This is a genomic window from Myxococcus sp. AM010 (genome assembly GCF_013372585.1).
Taxonomy (GTDB): domain Bacteria; phylum Myxococcota; class Myxococcia; order Myxococcales; family Myxococcaceae; genus Myxococcus; species Myxococcus vastator.
This window is the reverse complement of record NZ_JABXEO010000052.1, coordinates 1-16,425: the sequence shown is the minus strand read 5'-3', so window position 1 is coordinate 16,425 and position 16,425 is coordinate 1. Positions and strand designations below refer to the sequence as shown.

Below are 16,425 nucleotides of genomic sequence, written 5' to 3'. Positions count from 1 at the left end.
CCGGACCCGGGAGAGGATGAGGGCCATGGGCAGGAAGAATGGCGAGTGGGGGGACGTCCGGGTCGGCGGCGTCCCGGGTCTGTCCGCGCGCGTGCGCCCATTGCCGGGCGCCGCGGGTGCGGACACGCAGCCAGACTGGATTGACGTGACGGTGATGCCCCGCGAGGAACCGGCGGCGGCGTCGCGTGGGCGCGCGGCTCCACGTCCGCCCGTCCGCTCCCGCGTGGACGTGCACCAGGCCGGTCTGGCCGAAAGCGCGCGCTTCCACCAGAGCCTCATGCGCTGGCTGGAGGCCCACCACCTCCTGGGCGCGGTGCGCTCGGTGAGCGAGCCGGGCTCCATGCCCATGCTCCACCTGCGCTGCGCGCCGCGGGTGCTGGACCAGCTGCGCCGTGCCCCGGAGTTCGAAGCGGGCACGATGATGCCCCTCGACCTCATCTAGCGGTGGGTGCCCCTCGCCTCGCACCCCTGGTCTGGGACTCCCTCCCTGTCTGAGGAGGGCTGCCCGGGTGGCCCTGTCGCCACCTGGAAAAGCGCGTGTTCCCGCCTTTCCTGAAGATGTGGCCGAGCCTTCGTTTCCGCTACTGAGAACCGACGGCTCCGCCGCTTCTTCCTGAATAGCTTGGAATCTCGCGATTAGCCCGTCATTCCGCCAGTCGCCCGCGAGTCGAAGGGTGACGTCGGCTGGTGGACGGGGCCAGGGCGCGGCGCGTGTGAAGCTGTGCGCGCGGCGACGCGGTGAGCAGTGATTGTCTCCCATTGTCGCCGTGTCCTGCTGTCACCCGTGTCACGCGGTGTGACGTCCAGTGCACACGCGCACAGTCGGTTCGCCCCCGTCTCGTCCCGGCGCCGCCAGGAAAACCAGGGGTCTGCGTCTGTCCATTGAAAGGCACGAAGGTTGCCTTTCGCGGTCAGTGGACGCGAGCCCCCGGAGCCCATCCATGCAACTGGCGATGAAGCCCTCACACGGTGCGTGCAGCCCTTCTCACCTGGAGGTGGCGCGATGACGGCCTGGAAGCCAGGCAGCTCCTGCCGCCGCTGCCGCCGCAGGCGCTCTCCCCGGGTGTCCCGCCCGCCCGCCACCTCCAGCGCTCCGAAGGCCGGCCCACACGCCAGCATCGCGGCGCGGTGCGTGGCAGGCAGACGGTGCGGGTGCCTGGCCTCGGGCCACCGCAGCGTCCGGCGCCGCGTGGAGCGGATCCGCCGTCAGACCCACTCGTGGTGGTGACTGGTGACGCCCGTCATCAGGGGATGCGCGGTGTCACCGGTCTCCCCGCCCGGGCGCCTCCTAGGGACTCGCGGAACCCCTTGAAATCACGAGCTTTGCTTCATGGGCTGTGACGCGACGCGGCAGGCACGGGACATGCTCTGGTGTGGGAGCGCCACCTTCCTCCCGCTCCCGAGGCTCCCCATGAAGCTCCGCTCGAAGCCCTCCTTCTCCAATCCCGCCTCCTCTTCCTCGCGTCCCCGCTCCAACAGCGCGCCCCCGAAGCTGGACGCGAGCAAGCCGCAGAAGGCGGACAAGACGCCGAAGACGGAGACCGCGGCCGGGCCCAACGCCCCGCGCCCAGCGAGCTGCAGACGGGCAAGGACAACCTCAAGCGCACGGACTACGGCGTGGTGCACCCGGACCTGCAGGGCATCCGCACGCGCCGTGACAGCGGCCAGTCCGGCGCGGACTTCGCGGACTTCAATTCGGACGTGCGCACCTCCGCGCACCGGCTGACGAGCCAGCCCCATGGCAACCAGCTGATGACGGAGCTCAACGGCCGGACGCAGGCGGTGAACCCCGGCATGACGGGCACCCAGCGGCAGCCCCTGACGGTGGCGGACATCTACTCGGGCCGCAACAGCGCCATGCCCATGTCTCACATGCCCCGGAACGACGGCACCTACGCCTCGACGCGCCCGGCGTACCGCTACGAGGGCCAGCCTGGCGCGGGCCGGCCCAGCGACATCCGGTACAACGAGCAGGCCACGGGGCCGCGCTTCAACAGCCTGGGCCACGAGTCGGTCCACGCGTGGCGCGCGGCCAACGGCGTGCAGGTCAGCCCGCTGGCGGCCAGCAAGCACAGCAACGCGGACGTCTTCAACCAGCACCCCCAGTACACGAAGCCCATGAAGGAGACGGTCGAGGAGCGGCTGCGCCTGCGGGAGGAGTTCGAGACGATTGGCCTGCGTCCCACGCCGCACACGCCCGCGGGCTGGGCGCCCAGCGAGAACGCGCTCCGCGCGGAGCACGGGCTGCCGTCGCGGCAGGACTACTCGGGCATGCGCCCCGACAAGAACGGCATCAATGACACCCTGAGCGTCTTCGACCAGGGCACCGACAACCGCAACTTCTTCCAGAAGCTGCGCGGCGAGCCGTCGCCCATCGGCCGGATTGTCGGCGACCTGGAGAAGTGAGTCCGAGGGGGGCGTCCCCCTCGGGCCCACCGGGGGCGCGCCTACTGACGCACCAGCTTGTAGGCGGTGAGCGTGCCGTTGAAGCGGCCCAGGCCGGTGATGTCCCCGCGGGCGTTGATGTCCTCTGCGCTCAGCAGCGTCCACCCGCTGCCGGCGGGGAGCACGCTGTTGAGGTCGTGAATCTGCTCGCCGAGCCACGCCACGGCCGACGCGGTGCCCAGCGTGGTGTTGCCATGGAACTGGCCCACGTAGCCCACGACCCAGCCCTCCGCGTTGACGCCCTTGGCCTCGCTGTGGATGGCGTCGGGCAGGCCCGGCAGGGTGCCCAGGCTCCGGATGGTGCCGTCGCTCCAGACGAAGGCGTTGTAGATGGGCGACCCACCGGACGTGGCGCCCACGACGGCGGAGCCCACCACCGTGCCCGCGTCGTTCACGTCATGGGCCTGGCTGGCGCGCGTGACGTCCAGCGCACCCAGATTCACGCGGGTGCCCTCGCGCGTCCACAGCGTGGCCCGCGTCACGCCCTGGGCGTTCTTGCTGTAGCCCACCACGTCGCCGTGCGCGTTGATGCTCCAGGCGCGGGCCAGCGTGGTGTCCAGGCCGTCCAGTGAGCCCAGGTCCGTCATCGCGCCCGCCTCCCAGCGGAAGGCGCGGCTGGCGGTGCCCGTGGAGGCGCTGCCCACGATGACGCCGCTGTCGTTGATGTCGGTGGCGACGGCGGTGGCGCCGCCCAGCGTACCCAGGTCCGTCAGCGCGCCGGCCTCCCAGCGGAAGGCGCGAGGCGCGTTGTTGTCGCTCTCGCCCACCACCACGCCGCTGGCGTTGATGCCGAAGGCGCGGCTGAAGGCGTTGCTTCCGGGCAGGGTGCCCAGCTCGGTGAGCGTGTCGTCACTCCAGTGGTAGGCGATGAGCGGCGGCGGCGTGCCACCCACCACGGCCGAGCGCACGTTGCCCACCACCTGCCCGGCGTCATTCATCGCCTGGGCATGGCTGCCGGTGCCAGAGGGGTAGCCGATGGGAACCAGCGTGTACGCCGGCAGCTCCGGGGTGACGGGCGGCGGCTCCGGGACGCAGGTGCCGCCCTGCTCGACGTAGCCCGCGTCACAGTGACAGTGGTCGCCATGGGAGTGGCCGTGCTCGCCGCAGTCGAGCGGGGGCTCCTCGCCCGGGACGCAGGTGCCGCCCTGCTCCACATAGCCCTCGTCACAGTGGCAGTGGTCGCCATGGGCATGGCCGTGCTCGCCGCAGTCGGGCGCGGGCTCCTCGGCGGGGACGCAGGTGCCGTCCTGCTCCACATAACCCTCGTCGCAGTGGCAATGGTCGCCGTGGGCGTGGCCGTGCTCGCCGCAGTCGGGCGCGGGCTCCTCGGCCGGGACGCAGGTGCCGTCCTGCTCGGTGTAGCCCGCGTCACAGTGGCAGTGGTCGTCGTGCAGGTGCCCATGGCCGCCGCACTCGACGACGGGCTCCTCGGCGGGGACGCAGGTGAGGCCGTCCGCCTCATAGCCTTCGTCACAGTGGCAGTGGTCACCATGCAGGTGCCCGTAGCCACCGCACTCGATGGGTTCGGGGGCGTCGGAGGCGCCGCAGCCCCCCAGGAGGATGGCCGTCGCGGCCAGGAGGGCCAGATGAAGAGTTCGGAGATGCATCGCTTGTCCCGGCACTGAGTGGAGAACCGCGTGGGCGGATGTCGCCTCGCGCGGCCCCGACATATGTCACGGCGGATTCTTATTCGCAATCGTGTTGCATTAGTTCTCCGTGGGCGAAAATCAGCCCGCGCGTGGAGTGCGCCCGTTGGGTTTCGAGCACTGTCCCTGGCGCACACACTGGCGCTGTATCCGCTGGCTGACGCGCGCGTCCGGGTGTGCAGGGAGGGTGGCTCCCCAACGCGCGCCGAGTGACGATGCATTGCCGCCCCGGGTTCAAGAAAGAGGGCGGTCATGGTGGGACTTCGAGCAGGTGCCGTGGTGTTTCTCGCCTGCGCGGGCATGCTGGGCGCCACGCCCTCCCATGCGCAGGCGCCCTTGGAGGAAGAGCCCGGCGAGGTGCTCTCCGAGGACCAGTTGGAGGCGCTGCTCGACTCCCCCGTCGCGCAGCCTACCGACGGTGAGCTGTCCACCGCGGCCTTCGGGCCGGAGCGGTTGGCGCCGTATTTCGCGGAGGGCTCGCTGGCGAAGGCGCATTCCGAATTCCGGCGTCGCCGCTACGCACGCGTGAGGGCGCTGCTCGCCCAGGAGGAGGCCACGCCGCAGGTCCGCTTCCTCATGGCGCAGAGCGCGCTGCTGGCGCGCAACCACGCGGCGGCGGCCGAGGAGTTCGCCGCGCTGGCGGATGATTACGGCGCGCTGCGCGACCACGGCCTGCTGCGGGCCGCCCAGGCCAACGAGCGGCTGCGCAAGCTGGACACGGCGGCGGGGCAGTACCGCGGCGTGAGCCCGGGCTCGCCGCTGTACCCGGAGGCGCGCTTCAGCCTGTCGCGGGTGCTCCAGCGGAGGAGGGACATCCCCGGCGCGTTGACGGCGCTCCAGGAGCTCATCGACAGCCGCCAGTCCCGAGGGCCAGACGCGCTCCGGATGAAGGCGCTGCTGACCATCTGCGACCTGGCGCGCGCGCAAGGGCAGTACAACGCCGAGCACCGCGCGCTGCTGGAGGTGTGGGCCACCAGCCCGCTGTCGCGCGAGGCCAGACGCGCCGAGCAGCGGCTGAAGGGCCTGCCCCTGCCCCTCAAGTGGCGGGTGCGCCGCGCCGAGGCGCTGGTGGAGCTGCACCGCAACCACGCTGGCATGGCGCTGCTGAACAAGGTGCTGCCGCACGTGGAGCTGCCAGACGAGCTGGCCTGCCGCGCGCACCTCACCTATGGCCGGGCGCTGCGCAAGGAGCGCAAGCACCGCCGGGCCATCGCCGTGCTGGAGCCCATGGTGGAGCGCTGCACGGCGTCCGAGCAGCGGCCCCAGGCGCTCTACATCCTGGGCTACTCCCAGTCGGTGGTGGAGCCGAAGGCGGCCATCACCACCTACGCCACGCTCGCCCGGGACTACCCGGAGCATGGCTACGCGGATGACGCGCTCTTCTTCGAGGCGTGGCTGCTCCAGCGCATGGGTGACGCGGACACGGCCCTGGCGCGCTACGAAGAGGCCGCGCGGCGCTACCCGGCGGGGAACTTCGCCTCGGAGTCGCTCTTCCGCGCCTTCTGGCTGCACTCCCGCAAGGCCAACGCCCCGGCGGCCCTGGCGGCGCTGACGGCGGTGGAGCACCTGCCCGAGGCGGCGCGCACGGACGAGGCGCTGTGGCGCTCACGGTATTGGCGCGCGCGCATGCAGGAGTCCGGCGCCTCCGCGCAGGCGGCGCTCGAGGCCTACGCGCACATCGCCGCCGAGCGCCCCGCGGCCTGGTACGGGATGCTGGCGCGCTCACGGCTCGCGCTGCTCTCACCAGAGCGCCTGGCGCGGCTCTACCCCAAGCCCGTGCCTCCCGAGTCCCTGGAGGGCACCGGCGGCTCCGGTCGCGGTGACACCCCGACGGACGACGCCGTGGCGGAGGTGGGCGAGTCCGAGGAAGTCTGGCCGCTGCCGCCCGGCGCGCTGGCGAAGGACGCGCGCTTCAACGCGGGCGTGGAGTTGATGCGCCTGGGGCTGCCCGGCGCGGTGGAGGAATTCCTCGCCGTGGATGCGCGCGCGCTGCCCGAGGCCCCGGCGCGGCTGCTGTACCAGACGCTGAAGCGCACCGGCCGCAACCGGGCCGCGCGGCAGGTGGCGCGCACCTCGCTGAAGCAGGAGGTGCACGGTCCGCTGAGCGCCGCGTCCCGTCCCGTCTGGGAGGCCACCTGGCCGCTGGCGTACCGCACGTCCATTGCCCGCTACGCGCGGGCCCACCGCGTGGACCCGGACCTGCTCCAGGGCCTCATCCGCGAGGAGAGCCGCTTCAATGCCCGCGCGCGTTCAGCCACGGGCGCGCTGGGCCTGGCGCAGCTGATGCCGGCCACGGCGCGGCAGGTGGCGGACTCGCTGGACATGCCGATGCCGGGCGAGTCCGCGCTGCTCCAGCCCCACACCAACATCCGCCTGGGCGCGGCGTACCTGGGACAGCTGCTCAAGCACTTCGGCGGCAACGTGGCCTACGCGGTGGCGGCCTACAACGCAGGGCCCCGGGCGGTGGAGCGCTGGCGGCACGCGCTGCCCGAGGCGGAGCTCGACGAGTGGGTGGAGCACATCGGCTTCGAGGAGACGCGCGGGTACGTGAAGAAGGTGCTGGGCAGCTACAGCGCCTACAAGCTGCTCTACGCGGACGAGCCCGCGCTGCTGCGGGACTTGCGCCTCAGCGACGCCAGCCGGCGGTGAGGCGCGGCTCCCCAGCGGACCTCCAGGCGGCACGGCGCCGTGCCGCCCGGAGGAGGGGCCTCACTCAGAAGTTGAGGCCGCCGTCCACGTCGATGGTGCGGCCGTTGAAGTAGTCGCACTCCAAGATGAACTTCACGGCGAGCCAGATGTCCTCGGGCAGGCCGATGCGGCCCACGGGGATGTTGGAGACCAGCGCGTCGCGGGCCTTCTGGTTCATGCCCTGCGTCATCGGCGTCTCAATCATGCCCGGGGCCACCGCGCCCACGCGCACGCCGAAGGGGCTGAACTCGCGCGACCAGGTGACGGTGTTGGCCGCCAGCGCCGCCTTCGCGGAGACGTAGTTGGACTGGCCGCGGTTGCCGTGGCGGGCAATGGACGACATGTTGACGACGACGCCGCCCTTCTGGCCGGACTCGGCCACCTTCGCCACCACCTCGCGCACCATCAGCGTGGCGCCCGTGAGGTTGACGCCGATGACGGCGTTCCAGTCGGCGGTGGCCAGCTTCTTCACCTCTCCGGTGGTCCGGTCCTTCTTCACCAGCAGCGCGTCCCGGAGGATGCCCGCGTTGTTGATGAGGCCGTTGAGGCCGCCCATGGCGCCCTGCGCCCAGCTCACGAAGGACACGATGTCCTCCTCGGAGGACACATCCAGCTTGCGGCGGTGGATGCCGGCGGGCAGCGAGGCGAGGCGCTCCTCGGCCACGTCGCCCACTGCCACCTGGGCGCCCGCCTCATGCAGGCGCTGCGCGAAGTGCGCGCCCATGCCCTGGGCGCCGCCCGTGACGATGATCTTCAGGTCCTTGAGCTGCATGTGTCTCTCCGGCAGGTGGGGTGGTACGAAATGCCGCGCAGGGTACGAAACCCCGACCGCGCTGGCCAGCGGCGAGCGATTTGAAACCTGAATCAAGCTTCAACTTCGCTGAAGTGAAGAGCGCCGCGCCGTTTCCGACGCGGCGCGGCAAGGACGCTCCGTCAGCGGCTCAGCCCAGCTCGGCGGCAATCACGGCGCCCAGGCGGCGCATGCCCTCGGTAATCAGCTCTGGCGGGCGGTTGGAGTAGTTGAGGCGCATGAACTCCGGGCGCGGGGTGTTGGCGAAGAAGGGCGCGCCCGGTACGAAGGCCACCTTCTGCTCCACCGCCTTGGGGAGCAGCGCCTGGGCGTCCAGCCCGTCGGGCAGCTCCACCCAGAGGAACATGCCGCCCTCGGGGTGCGTCCACCGGGTGCCGGCGGGCATGTGGACCTGGAGGGCGTCCAGCATGGCCTGGGCGCGCTCGCCGTAGACGGGGCGCAGCGACTCCAGGTGGGCCGCGTAGTCGAAGCGCGCCAGCAGCTTCACCACCGCGCGCTGGGCCAGCGTGGCGGTGTGCAGGTCGGTGGACTGCTTGGCGACCGCCAGGCTGCGGACGAAGTCGCGCGGGCCCACCGCCCAGCCCAGGCGCATGCCCGGGGCCAGCGTCTTGGAGAAGGTGCCCAGCGACACGACGACGCCCTCGTCGTCGAAGGCGGCCAGGGACGGCAGGTGCTCGCCGCGGAAGCGCAGCTCGCCGTAGGGGTCGTCCTCCAGGATGAGGAAGCGGTGCTGCTGGGCCAGGCGGACCAGCTCACGCCGCCGCTCCAGGGAGAGGGTGGTGCCCTTGGGGTTCTGGAAGTTGGCGACCACGTACACCAGCTTGGGCTTGTGCGTGGCCAGCAGGCGCTCCAGGTCGTCGGTGCGCATGCCCTGGTCGTCGCTGCCGACGGTGGCGAAGCGCGCCTCGTAGGCGCCGAACGTCTGCAGCGCCGCCAGGTAGCTGGGGTTCTCCACGATGATGAGGTCACCGGGGTCCAGCATCACCTTGGCCACCAGGTCGATGCCCTGCTGCGAGCCGTTGGTAATCAGCACCTGGTCCGCGTTGGACTGACGGCCGCGCTTCTGGAGGTGGCCGCAGATCCACTCACGCAGCGGGCCGAAGCCCTCCGTGGTGCTGTACTGGAGCGCGGCGCGGCCTTCGGTGGCCAGGGCCTCGGCGTGCGCCTCGGCGATGGCCTCCAGCGGGAAGAGCTCCGGGGCCGGCAGGCCCCCCGCGAAGGAGAGGATGTCGGGCTGCTCGGCGACCTTGAGGATTTCGCGCACCGCGGACGTCTTGATGCGGGACATCCGTTGGGCCAGCCGCCATACGGGCGGCGGGGGGAGGGGGGCGCTCATCGCGTCAGCGCTCATGCATCACGCTCCTTTCGGGTTCTCTGGAGGCACCTGCACATGCGTGTCCTCCTTCATGGACGTCAGGACGATGGTGGTCTGCGTGCGGGTGACGCCCGCGATGGTGCGCAGCGTCTCCACCAGCAGGGAGTCGAGCGAGCGGGTGTTCGCCGACTTCACCTTGAGCAGGTACGAGTCCTGGCCCGCCACGCGGTGGCACTCCAGGACGTCCGGCAGCGACAGCACCTGCTTCAGGAACTCGTCGAAGTACTTCGGGTGTTCGATGCTCACGCCAATGAAGGCCGTGATGTCCTTGCCGAGCTTCGCCGCGTCCACGCGGGCCGAGTAGCCCGTGATGACGCCGCGCTCCTCCAACTTGCGGATCCGCTCCGCCACCGCCGGCTGGGACAGCTTCACCGCGCGCGACAGCTCCAGCTGCGTGGCGCGGCCATCGCGCTGCAACATGTCGATGATGCGGTGGTCGAGCTCGTCCAGGAACATGGGGGCGTTTGCCTTGATTTTATAGGTACTTTGGTCGGACGGCAGATAATTTAAATTTGAAGCTCCAAGGATGCAAGCCCGGCGGCGGTGTCCGTTCGCGTCGGAAGCTGTGCCGGTGTTGCCGGTGGAAAGGTGTGCTTGTCCGCCGGGCGAGGCCTCGGCTGGAGAGCGGCGGGAAGCTGGGGCGCGCCAGGCGCGGTGGCACCTGCCCGGGGGGGGCGTTGACACCGCGAGGCAGGTGGAAGTTCGCGGGTGAACTCGGCGCCGAGGCGACCATCACCCGGGCGCGTGCGGGAGGGGACCCGCTGCCACCTGCTGGATAGAAGTGGCTGGGTCTGCTCCACGGCGCATGGCCTGTCAGGTAAGACTGCGCGAGGGCGCTGCGCGGAATCGTGGGGGGCACGCATGTCCGACAAGGGCGAGGTCTATGTGAATGGCATGACGCCGGTCACCACGGAGAGCGGCGGCACGGTGGTGGGCTTTCCGGACGTCTGCCGGGTGCCTTCGCCGGGAGGGCCTTTGCCCGTGCCGCTCCCCAACGTCGCGGTGAGCCGGGACCTGGAGAATGGCTCCCGGACGGTGCGCATCAATGGTGCGTCGGTGGCCCTGCGGGACTCATACCTGGGCAGGTCCACCGGCAACGAGGCGGGCACGGCGGGCGGAGGTGTGACGTCGGGGACGACGAAGGGGCGCGCCCACCCGGTGAGCTACTCCGCTGACATCTTCATCGAGGGCAGGCCGGTGGTGCGCAACTTCGACCTCTTCACGCTGAATGACCACAACACGGCGCCATTCCCCCTCATGCAGCCGCAGGGCGCGCCGCCAGAGGCGGTGCGAGAGGAGGAGGTGGCGCAGAGGGAGCCCGAGGAGCCGTGTGGCTACTGCGGGGAGGAGGCGCACGCCTTCGACAGGAAGGGCAGGGTGGGGTGCAACCTGGGGAACTCGGCGGTGCTGGGGCGAAACATGCTGGAGGGGCGGGAGCTGTCCACGCATCCGTGGTACGCGGGGCCCTTCTCGCTGGCGGCGCACCACCTCATCTGCCTGGAGGCGCTGGACAATCCGAAATGGGCCGCTTTCTGCACGCAGTTCGGCTACCACCCGGACCGGAGTCGGAACGGTGTCTTCCTCCCAATGAAGATGGCGCTGGCGTGCCAGTTGGGTGTGGCGGTGCACCGGGGCAACCACGCCGAAGGCTTCGCCCATGACTTGCACCTGCCGTACCCCAAGGCCGTGAAGAAGAGGCTCCGTGACCTTGAGCGGCGGGTGTCGTCGGGCGAGTGCTGCTCGAACCCGGACGCTCTCGCCGCGCCCCTGGACAAGGTGAGCGCGGAGATTCTGAAAAGTATCGAGTCGGGCTTGTGGACGCTTACCCGGGATGGACTCGACTATCGGGTGGGCGGCGTGGGCTGTGGCGGCTTGCGGAGCATCAGCCAGAAACCCACTGCGGCACCATGCCCACAGGGACGCCATCACGGGCTGGCTCATGGCGTGACGACACAGTCGCTGCCCCCACGAGCCCTCGTCGTTGGAGCGTGACTTCCATGCAGAACGAATACTGCGTCCTGGAGTCTGTCGCCTCAAATGACTTTCCCATGATGGATTGGGACGAGTTCTTCGTGGGGCTGGTGAGGCCCAGGCCTGTCAAGCCGTTGGGGCGTCCCGTCAATCTCAGGTTGGGCAAGCCCATCCCCAGGAATCCCCTCATGGTGGACTTCCACGAGCTGCCCGAGCCGGTGTTCTCTCCTCGCTTCAAGGAGGCTCTGGAGCCGCTGGCCATCTACGGGGTGCAGTTCATCCCGGCGGATGTCCGAGTGACGCCTGATGATGTGAGACCCTATTGGATCATGCACGTCCACAACTGGATTGCCTGCGTCGACCGTGAGCGCTCGGTGCTGTCGCTCCATGACGACGGGGAGGTCCTCGGAGTTCGAAGGTTGGTGCTGGACGAGCCGGTGCTTCTGGAGATTCCGCTGGAGCGGCGGCTTGCGTTCTGCCTGTCGGAGACCCCCTCCACCCACGTCTTCCACCAGTCGCTGGCAGATCAGGTGCTGGCGCTGAAGCCGGAGGGGCTGCGCTTCATCCCCGTGAGCCAGTGGAGCGACGCTGCTGCATTCCAGGCGTGAGCCGATGCCTGCCCGCTTTCATGGCAGCATCACGCCCTGGATGATGGCCTTCCTTCCGCCCTCTGCCTCCCAGAGCTGGAGCGTGTAGGGCCCCTGCTCATACGTCCCCGCGACTTCCGCCTCCACGACCATGGAGAGCGTCGTGCCGGGCAGGATGGGCGACGTTGGCCACACCTTCAGCACCGTCAACTCCACACCCTTCCTGCCGACCAGGACCATCCGCGCGTCCTTGACCGTCCAGGGCGCCGAGCCTTCGGGATTCAGCAGGCGCATCGTCACCGCGACGCGCCCGGCGGCGCGGAAGCTCAGCAGTGCGCCATCCGACAGCAGCGCGCTCGTGGGCGGGACTCGAACGCTCGCGCTGCTATCCATTGCCCTGAAAGCCTGGTCATCGAGAAGTCCCGCGGTGTGAAGTCCCGCCAGCCCGCCAGGGCCGGTGGTCTCAACGCGGAGCCGAGCGTTTTCCTCGCGAAGCTGCCGCAGTTGAGCGTCCCGGGCCCGCAGTTCCTGGTGGTACGACTCCACGGTGCGTGTCTGCCGGTGGACGTCTACCAATGACTCGGCCTGGGCGGGGTGGACCACCAGAAACAGGGTCGCGCTCGTCGGCGCGGCGCTGTCCTGGAAGCGCACCGTCAGCCGCAGCCGCTCTCCTGGCACCAGCTTCTCAGAGGGCACCAGCTTGAGGCTGCTGGAGCCAAGCTCCGCCTGCGCGAAACGCTCCGCGCCGTCGATCGCCATGGAGCCTGGAACGAGCGCTCCGTCGAAGTTGATGAGCGTGGCCTGCCCTGGACTGACGCACACCTGGGCGGGAGGGGTCTCCGCCGTCGTCGTGAGTTCGACGTGGCGGATGCCCGTCTGGCACTGCGCAGCGCCCTGCTCCACCGTGACGTTCCCAGCGAGCAAGGCCGGTAGCAGCAAGGAAAGGGACGAAGCGAGCACGAAGCGGAACCTCTGGCTGGATGCGTGGAGGAGACTCTCGTGGGGGAGCGCGGCGTGCCCTGGCATGCCCCCCGCGCGGGTCTGGGCCGGAAGGTCCTACTCGAAGTGGCTCACCGCGCGCAGGAAGCCCACGGAGAAGACCCTCGCGGTACCTGGAGCATCCCCGGGCTCCATCTCCAGGCCCCGTTTGCTCCCGGTGGTCAGCAACTCGAAGCAGACGGGAACCGTGCGGCCCGTGTCATCAAACCGCACCTGGGTGAGGCGGCCATAGACGCGGTCACCGAAGACGAGCCGGCCGGAGGCCACGGAGCCGTTCGGGATGTCACCGAAGTCCCTTCCGGCGATGCGGACCGACGTCCAACCCTCGCGCACGGTGAGGAACCGGGCACCGCCGCCAAAGCTCCACCCCTCCTTGTCCCCCACGTCGATGCCGAGCTGCGCCATCATCTCCACCGCCCCGGGAGGACACGGCTCCGGAGGCGGCGGCGCGCGGACCTGGGCCCCCGGGCACCCCAGTAGCGTGCAGGCCGTGGCCGCCACCTTGAGCGCCTTGCCCGAGGTGCTGTGCGACGTGGGGCGCTGGAGCTTGCCAGCCTGCTTCTGCGTCATCACGGGAGCTGGTTCCTTTTCCGTCCTCGCCGGAAGGGCGATGGCCGCGGGAGTGAGGACCTCTGCGTGCGGCGCCGCGGCCCCGTTACTCTCCAGCGGCTGTGCCGGTGATGCCACTTTCCGGACAGGTGGCACACCTGTCCTCGCGTCACCCGGCGGCCCCTGCTTCATGCCTCCAAGGTATGCCAGCGCCACCATGCCCAGTAGCGCCGCGAAACCCAGCAGCACACCGGGTCGCCCCGTGCGCTCTTCTGGCGTAGGAGCATGCGCCACCGGCGTCAGCGCAGGCAGTCTCGAAGGCACCGGCGCCTGGTGGATATGCCAAGGCGGGGACGGCGAGTCCACGGTGAGGGACATTGCCGGCGCGGGTGATGGGGTGACGAACTCACGGACGAGCCAGGGCCGCTGCCCCCGGCGCGGCGGGAGCTCCTCGCGTACCTCGTTGAACCACGCCGCTTCCTCGTCCGCATCGGGACCGGGCCAGGTGGTGAGGTTGTGCGCGTCGTGGCCGTCACACAGAGGCGCGTGCCAGTCCGCGCCCTCCCGCGTGAGCAGCTCGTCCAGGTGTTCCACCAGGGCCCCTGCGTCGGGCCTGTTCTCGGGCGCCTTGTCCAGCAGCCGCAGACACAGCGCGCTCAGCGCCTCGGGCACGCGGCCATTGCGGATGCGCGGCGCCTCGGGCGGCTGGGAGATGACCGCCGCCTCGTCGCCCTCCATGCGCAGGGCGAAGGGCTTCCTGTCCGTCAGCAGCCAGTAGAGCACCACGCCCAGGGCATAGAGGTCGTCGGCCGCCGTGGAGCGGTAGTGCGCGTCGGGACAGTCGCGGTGCTCCAGGTGGAAGCGCCAGGCCTCCGGGCTCAGATAGGCGCGTGTGCCCGGAGGGAGCGAGCCACCCGTGGCGTGCGACACGTCCTCGTGGCTGCCCACGCCCAGGTCCACCAGCACGGCCTCGCCATCCGCCGCGCGCACGAGGATGTTGGCTTCCTTCACGTCCCGGTGCAGCGCCCGGTGCTGGTGGAGCGCCCGCAGCGCCCGCGCCACGTCGCGCACCCGGAGCAGCACCGCGTGCGCGGACGGGTTCTCCAGGTCCGCCCAGACGTCCAGCCGCTGGCCGTCCACGTACTCCATGATGATGACGAGGAAGCGAGGCGTCCGGTCCGGCCACTGCCAGTGGCCCAGCAGCCGCACGACGTTGGGGTGCCGCACCTTCGCCAGCATGAGCAGCTCGCGCTCGCCCCACGCGCCCAGCCCCGCGCCCGTCAGCGGCAGCAGCTTCAGCGCATAGCGCTGCCCACCGCGCTCCGCCAGGTACACCTTGCCGAAGCCGCCCTGACCGGCCAGCCCCAGCAAGAGGTAGCCGCCCACGTCGTCGCCGGGCGTGGGCTCCGCTGACTGCGCTGTGTCGCGTGGGTGCATGGAGGTAACGCGGGGCTGCCATCACGGCGTGGGTTCACCGCCCGCGCGGCGGTCAGGCGGCTGGTGCCCCGGGGGATGCCGGGGCCTCGGCTGGATGGTATGACGCCGGAGCCTCGCGGGCTCCGCGAGGTCCGCCCCTCCCATGAACGAGAAGCTGGCCACAGCCATTGGAAGTGCCGCTCGCGCCGCCCGGGAGCGCCTGGGCCTCACCCAGGTCGAGGTGGCGGGACGCATGGACCTCTCCCCCATCGTCTACAACCGGCTGGAGCGGGGGCGGATGCTCCCCAGCGTCCCCACCCTGGTCCGGCTCTGTGAGACGCTGAAGGTCTCCCCGGAGGTCGTGCTCGGGAGCGTTGAGCCACCGACGCGGAGGAAGGGCCGGGGAGCGGGCCGTGAGGATGCGCCCCCCTCCGTGCACCTGCTGACGGGGCTCGCGCGAAAGCTGGATGAGGAGCAGCGCCAGGTGCTCATCCTCATGGCGAAGGTCCTCCTGCGCTGAGCGTCGCCGGGCCATGGCCGCCTCACCCGGCGTCCTCTTCCGTGTCCGGCATCAGCTCGTGCGCGTCGAGCCCGGGCGGATAGATGCCGCCTTCAATGGGCTCCCCGAGCCCGCGCATGCCGCTGGCATCGGCGATGGCGCGCGCCATGTCCTGGGCCGCCTCCGCGCGTCCGTACCCGGGCATCAGGGCATGGAGCTGGGCGCGCAGCTCGTGAAGGAGCGCCTCGGCCGTGGCGTACCGTTCCTGGGGCGCCTTCGCGAGCATCCGGCGCAGGATGGGCTGAAGCCCCGGAGGAAGCGTGGCCGTCGCGCGCTCCACGTCGTGCCGGGTGCAGCGCTTCGTGAGGGCGAGTATCTGATGGAGGGGCAGGTCTGGCGGCTCGTCCGCGCGGAAGCCGGACACGGCGTCAGGAGGGGACGGCGCGTCCTCGAGGAGCCAGGCGCCGAAGAGGTGGCGGTTCGTCAGCGCCTCCAGCAGCACCAGCCCGAGTGAGAACAGGTCGGAGCGCGCATCCATGGGCGCGCCAGACAGGTATTCAGGAGAGGCGTACATGAGGTCGCCCTTGAGGAGCTTCTCAGGCGTCTCCTCCCGGCCGACCCGCTTCGAGTACGCGGCGCCGAAGTCCGTCAGCTTGACCTGTCCGGTGGCGCGCTCCACCCGGATGTTCCGAGGGCTCACGTCGCGGTGGATGATGCCCAGCGGCTTGCCGGTCTCGTCCGCGAGCGTATGGGCATGGTGGAGCGCGTCCGCGAGCTCGGTGGCGACGTACACGGCGAAGGCGGGCGGCAGGGGCGTGCCCCGCATCAGCGCCACCGTGATGAGCGAGTCGAGCGAGGGCCCCTCCACGTACTCCAGAATCGCGTGAGGCTGCCGGCCGATGACGCGGAAGTGGTGGGCCTGGGCGATGGCGGGATGCCGCAGGCGGAAGGCCAGCAGCACCTCCTCCTTGAGTCGCTGCCGCATCAGGAAGGTGGCGGGGTTCTGGAGGCACTTGACCACGACCTGGCCCGGGGGCCCGTGGCGAAGGCGCCGCTCGAAGAGCAGCACCTGCTCCCCGTTGCCTCGCTCCGCGAGCGGACGCACGAGCCGGAACTCCACAGGGCCCGCCGAGAAGCCCGTTCGCGCCAGCTCCAGGCTCAGCTGCTCCAGCCCTTTCTCCAGCGCGCCCTTCCGGGCTGCTTTCCGGGGCTTCGTGTCCGGCTCGCTCATGATTATTAACCTCCTGGGTTAATTGATGTGCTGAGCTAGCATGAAGGCCCCGGCGAGGAAAAGCCGGGCTTCGCGGATGGGAGAGGGGCGCGCTCCGTGTGGTGGGTCGTGCCGCGTCTGGCGCTTCGTTGGCACGCCGCACCCGTCGTTGACGTGCGTCAGGACCGCCAGCTCTCGTCACTGCCAGAATCGCGGGCGGGTGGGGGAC

The 16,425-nt window shown here is 70.4% G+C and carries 13 protein-coding genes; 6 read left to right on the top strand and 7 right to left on the bottom strand.

Going from position 1 to position 16,425, the window contains the following annotated elements; translation table 11 throughout:
- Positions 1 to 25 precede the first annotated feature (25 nt).
- Both HV826_RS22635 and HV826_RS22630 read left to right on the top strand, forming a co-directional pair.
- Entirely contained in the window at positions 26 to 442 is a 417-nt protein-coding gene (locus HV826_RS22635; protein ID WP_255208227.1) for a hypothetical protein, read from the top strand.
- A gap of 929 nt (positions 443 to 1,371) precedes the next feature.
- Positions 1,372 to 2,406: a M91 family zinc metallopeptidase gene (locus tag HV826_RS22630; RefSeq protein WP_368670972.1), complete on the top strand. Its 1,035-nt coding sequence runs from the start codon at positions 1,372 to 1,374 to the stop codon at positions 2,404 to 2,406.
- 41 nt (positions 2,407 to 2,447) lie between these two features.
- On the opposite strand, the gene HV826_RS22625 is transcribed toward HV826_RS22630, so the two are convergent.
- Complete coding sequence (locus HV826_RS22625) at positions 2,448 to 4,052, bottom strand: DUF3466 family protein (protein WP_176419091.1); 1,605 nt, start codon at positions 4,050 to 4,052, stop codon at positions 2,448 to 2,450.
- 291 nt (positions 4,053 to 4,343) lie between these two features.
- Between HV826_RS22625 and HV826_RS22620 the strand changes: the two genes are divergently transcribed.
- Entirely contained in the window at positions 4,344 to 6,740 is a 2,397-nt protein-coding gene (locus tag HV826_RS22620; protein ID WP_176419090.1) for a transglycosylase SLT domain-containing protein, read from the top strand.
- 64 nt (positions 6,741 to 6,804) lie between these two features.
- Here the strand turns inward: HV826_RS22620 and HV826_RS22615 are convergent, their stop codons facing one another.
- The 3 genes from HV826_RS22615 to HV826_RS22605 all read right to left on the bottom strand — a co-directional run bounded on the left by HV826_RS22615 (position 6,805) and on the right by HV826_RS22605 (position 9,421).
- A complete protein-coding gene (locus HV826_RS22615; protein ID WP_176419089.1) occupies positions 6,805 to 7,551 on the bottom strand; it encodes an SDR family oxidoreductase in 747 nt (248 codons plus the stop codon).
- A gap of 169 nt (positions 7,552 to 7,720) precedes the next feature.
- Positions 7,721 to 8,941, bottom strand: coding sequence for a PLP-dependent aminotransferase family protein (locus tag HV826_RS22610; RefSeq protein ID WP_176419088.1), 1,221 nt, complete (start codon positions 8,939 to 8,941; stop codon positions 7,721 to 7,723).
- A gap of 3 nt (positions 8,942 to 8,944) precedes the next feature.
- On the bottom strand, positions 8,945 to 9,421 hold the full coding sequence (locus tag HV826_RS22605) for an Lrp/AsnC family transcriptional regulator (protein ID WP_176419087.1): 477 nt from the start codon (positions 9,419 to 9,421) through the stop codon (positions 8,945 to 8,947).
- Positions 9,422 to 9,826: 405 nt separating this feature from the next.
- On the opposite strand from HV826_RS22605, the gene HV826_RS37395 reads away from it, so the two are divergent.
- Together HV826_RS37395 and HV826_RS22595 are read left to right on the top strand one after the other, a co-directional pair.
- The gene (locus tag HV826_RS37395) at positions 9,827 to 10,957 is read left to right on the top strand and encodes a PAAR-like domain-containing protein (protein ID WP_176419086.1); all 1,131 of its coding nucleotides are present in this window, start codon (positions 9,827 to 9,829) and stop codon (positions 10,955 to 10,957) included.
- A 56-nt stretch (positions 10,958 to 11,013) separates the two neighbouring features.
- On the top strand, positions 11,014 to 11,544 hold the full coding sequence (locus HV826_RS22595; protein WP_255217362.1) for an imm11 family protein: 531 nt from the start codon (positions 11,014 to 11,016) through the stop codon (positions 11,542 to 11,544).
- 18 nt (positions 11,545 to 11,562) lie between these two features.
- Here the strand turns inward: HV826_RS22595 and HV826_RS22590 are convergent, their stop codons facing one another.
- Both HV826_RS22590 and HV826_RS22585 read right to left on the bottom strand, forming a co-directional pair.
- Positions 11,563 to 12,483 (bottom strand): DUF2381 family protein, encoded by a 921-nt coding sequence (locus HV826_RS22590; protein ID WP_176419084.1) that lies wholly within the window; start codon positions 12,481 to 12,483, stop codon positions 11,563 to 11,565.
- Positions 12,484 to 12,579: 96 nt separating this feature from the next.
- Complete coding sequence (locus HV826_RS22585; RefSeq protein WP_176419083.1) at positions 12,580 to 14,508, bottom strand: serine/threonine-protein kinase; 1,929 nt, start codon at positions 14,506 to 14,508, stop codon at positions 12,580 to 12,582.
- Positions 14,509 to 14,650: 142 nt separating this feature from the next.
- Here HV826_RS22585 and HV826_RS22580 point away from each other — a divergent pair, with 142 nt between their 5' ends.
- Positions 14,651 to 15,007 carry a helix-turn-helix domain-containing protein gene (locus HV826_RS22580; protein WP_176419082.1) on the top strand — a complete coding sequence of 119 codons (357 nt, stop codon included), beginning with the start codon at positions 14,651 to 14,653 and terminating at the stop codon, positions 15,005 to 15,007.
- Between the two features lie 22 nt (positions 15,008 to 15,029).
- Here HV826_RS22580 and HV826_RS22575 read toward each other — a convergent pair whose 3' ends face one another.
- Positions 15,030 to 16,217, bottom strand: a complete 1,188-nt coding sequence (locus HV826_RS22575; RefSeq protein WP_176419081.1) for a serine/threonine-protein kinase — start codon at positions 16,215 to 16,217, stop codon at positions 15,030 to 15,032.
- Between the last annotated feature and the right edge of the window lie 208 nt (positions 16,218 to 16,425).

Coding starts and splice junctions, on each gene's coding strand:
- HV826_RS22585 (WP_176419083.1), bottom strand. CDS start 14,508: ATGCACCCACGCGACACAGCGCAGTCAGCGGAGCCCACGCCCGGCGAC.
- HV826_RS22625 (WP_176419091.1), bottom strand. CDS start 4,052: ATGCATCTCCGAACTCTTCATCTGGCCCTCCTGGCCGCGACGGCCATC.
- HV826_RS22580 (WP_176419082.1), top strand. CDS start 14,651: ATGAACGAGAAGCTGGCCACAGCCATTGGAAGTGCCGCTCGCGCCGCC.
- HV826_RS37395 (WP_176419086.1), top strand. CDS start 9,827: ATGTCCGACAAGGGCGAGGTCTATGTGAATGGCATGACGCCGGTCACC.
- HV826_RS22595 (WP_255217362.1), top strand. CDS start 11,014: ATGATGGATTGGGACGAGTTCTTCGTGGGGCTGGTGAGGCCCAGGCCT.
- HV826_RS22615 (WP_176419089.1), bottom strand. CDS start 7,551: ATGCAGCTCAAGGACCTGAAGATCATCGTCACGGGCGGCGCCCAGGGC.
- HV826_RS22610 (WP_176419088.1), bottom strand. CDS start 8,941: ATGAGCGCTGACGCGATGAGCGCCCCCCTCCCCCCGCCGCCCGTATGG.
- HV826_RS22605 (WP_176419087.1), bottom strand. CDS start 9,421: ATGTTCCTGGACGAGCTCGACCACCGCATCATCGACATGTTGCAGCGC.
- HV826_RS22575 (WP_176419081.1), bottom strand. CDS start 16,217: ATGAGCGAGCCGGACACGAAGCCCCGGAAAGCAGCCCGGAAGGGCGCG.
- HV826_RS22635 (WP_255208227.1), top strand. CDS start 26: ATGGGCAGGAAGAATGGCGAGTGGGGGGACGTCCGGGTCGGCGGCGTC.
- HV826_RS22620 (WP_176419090.1), top strand. CDS start 4,344: ATGGTGGGACTTCGAGCAGGTGCCGTGGTGTTTCTCGCCTGCGCGGGC.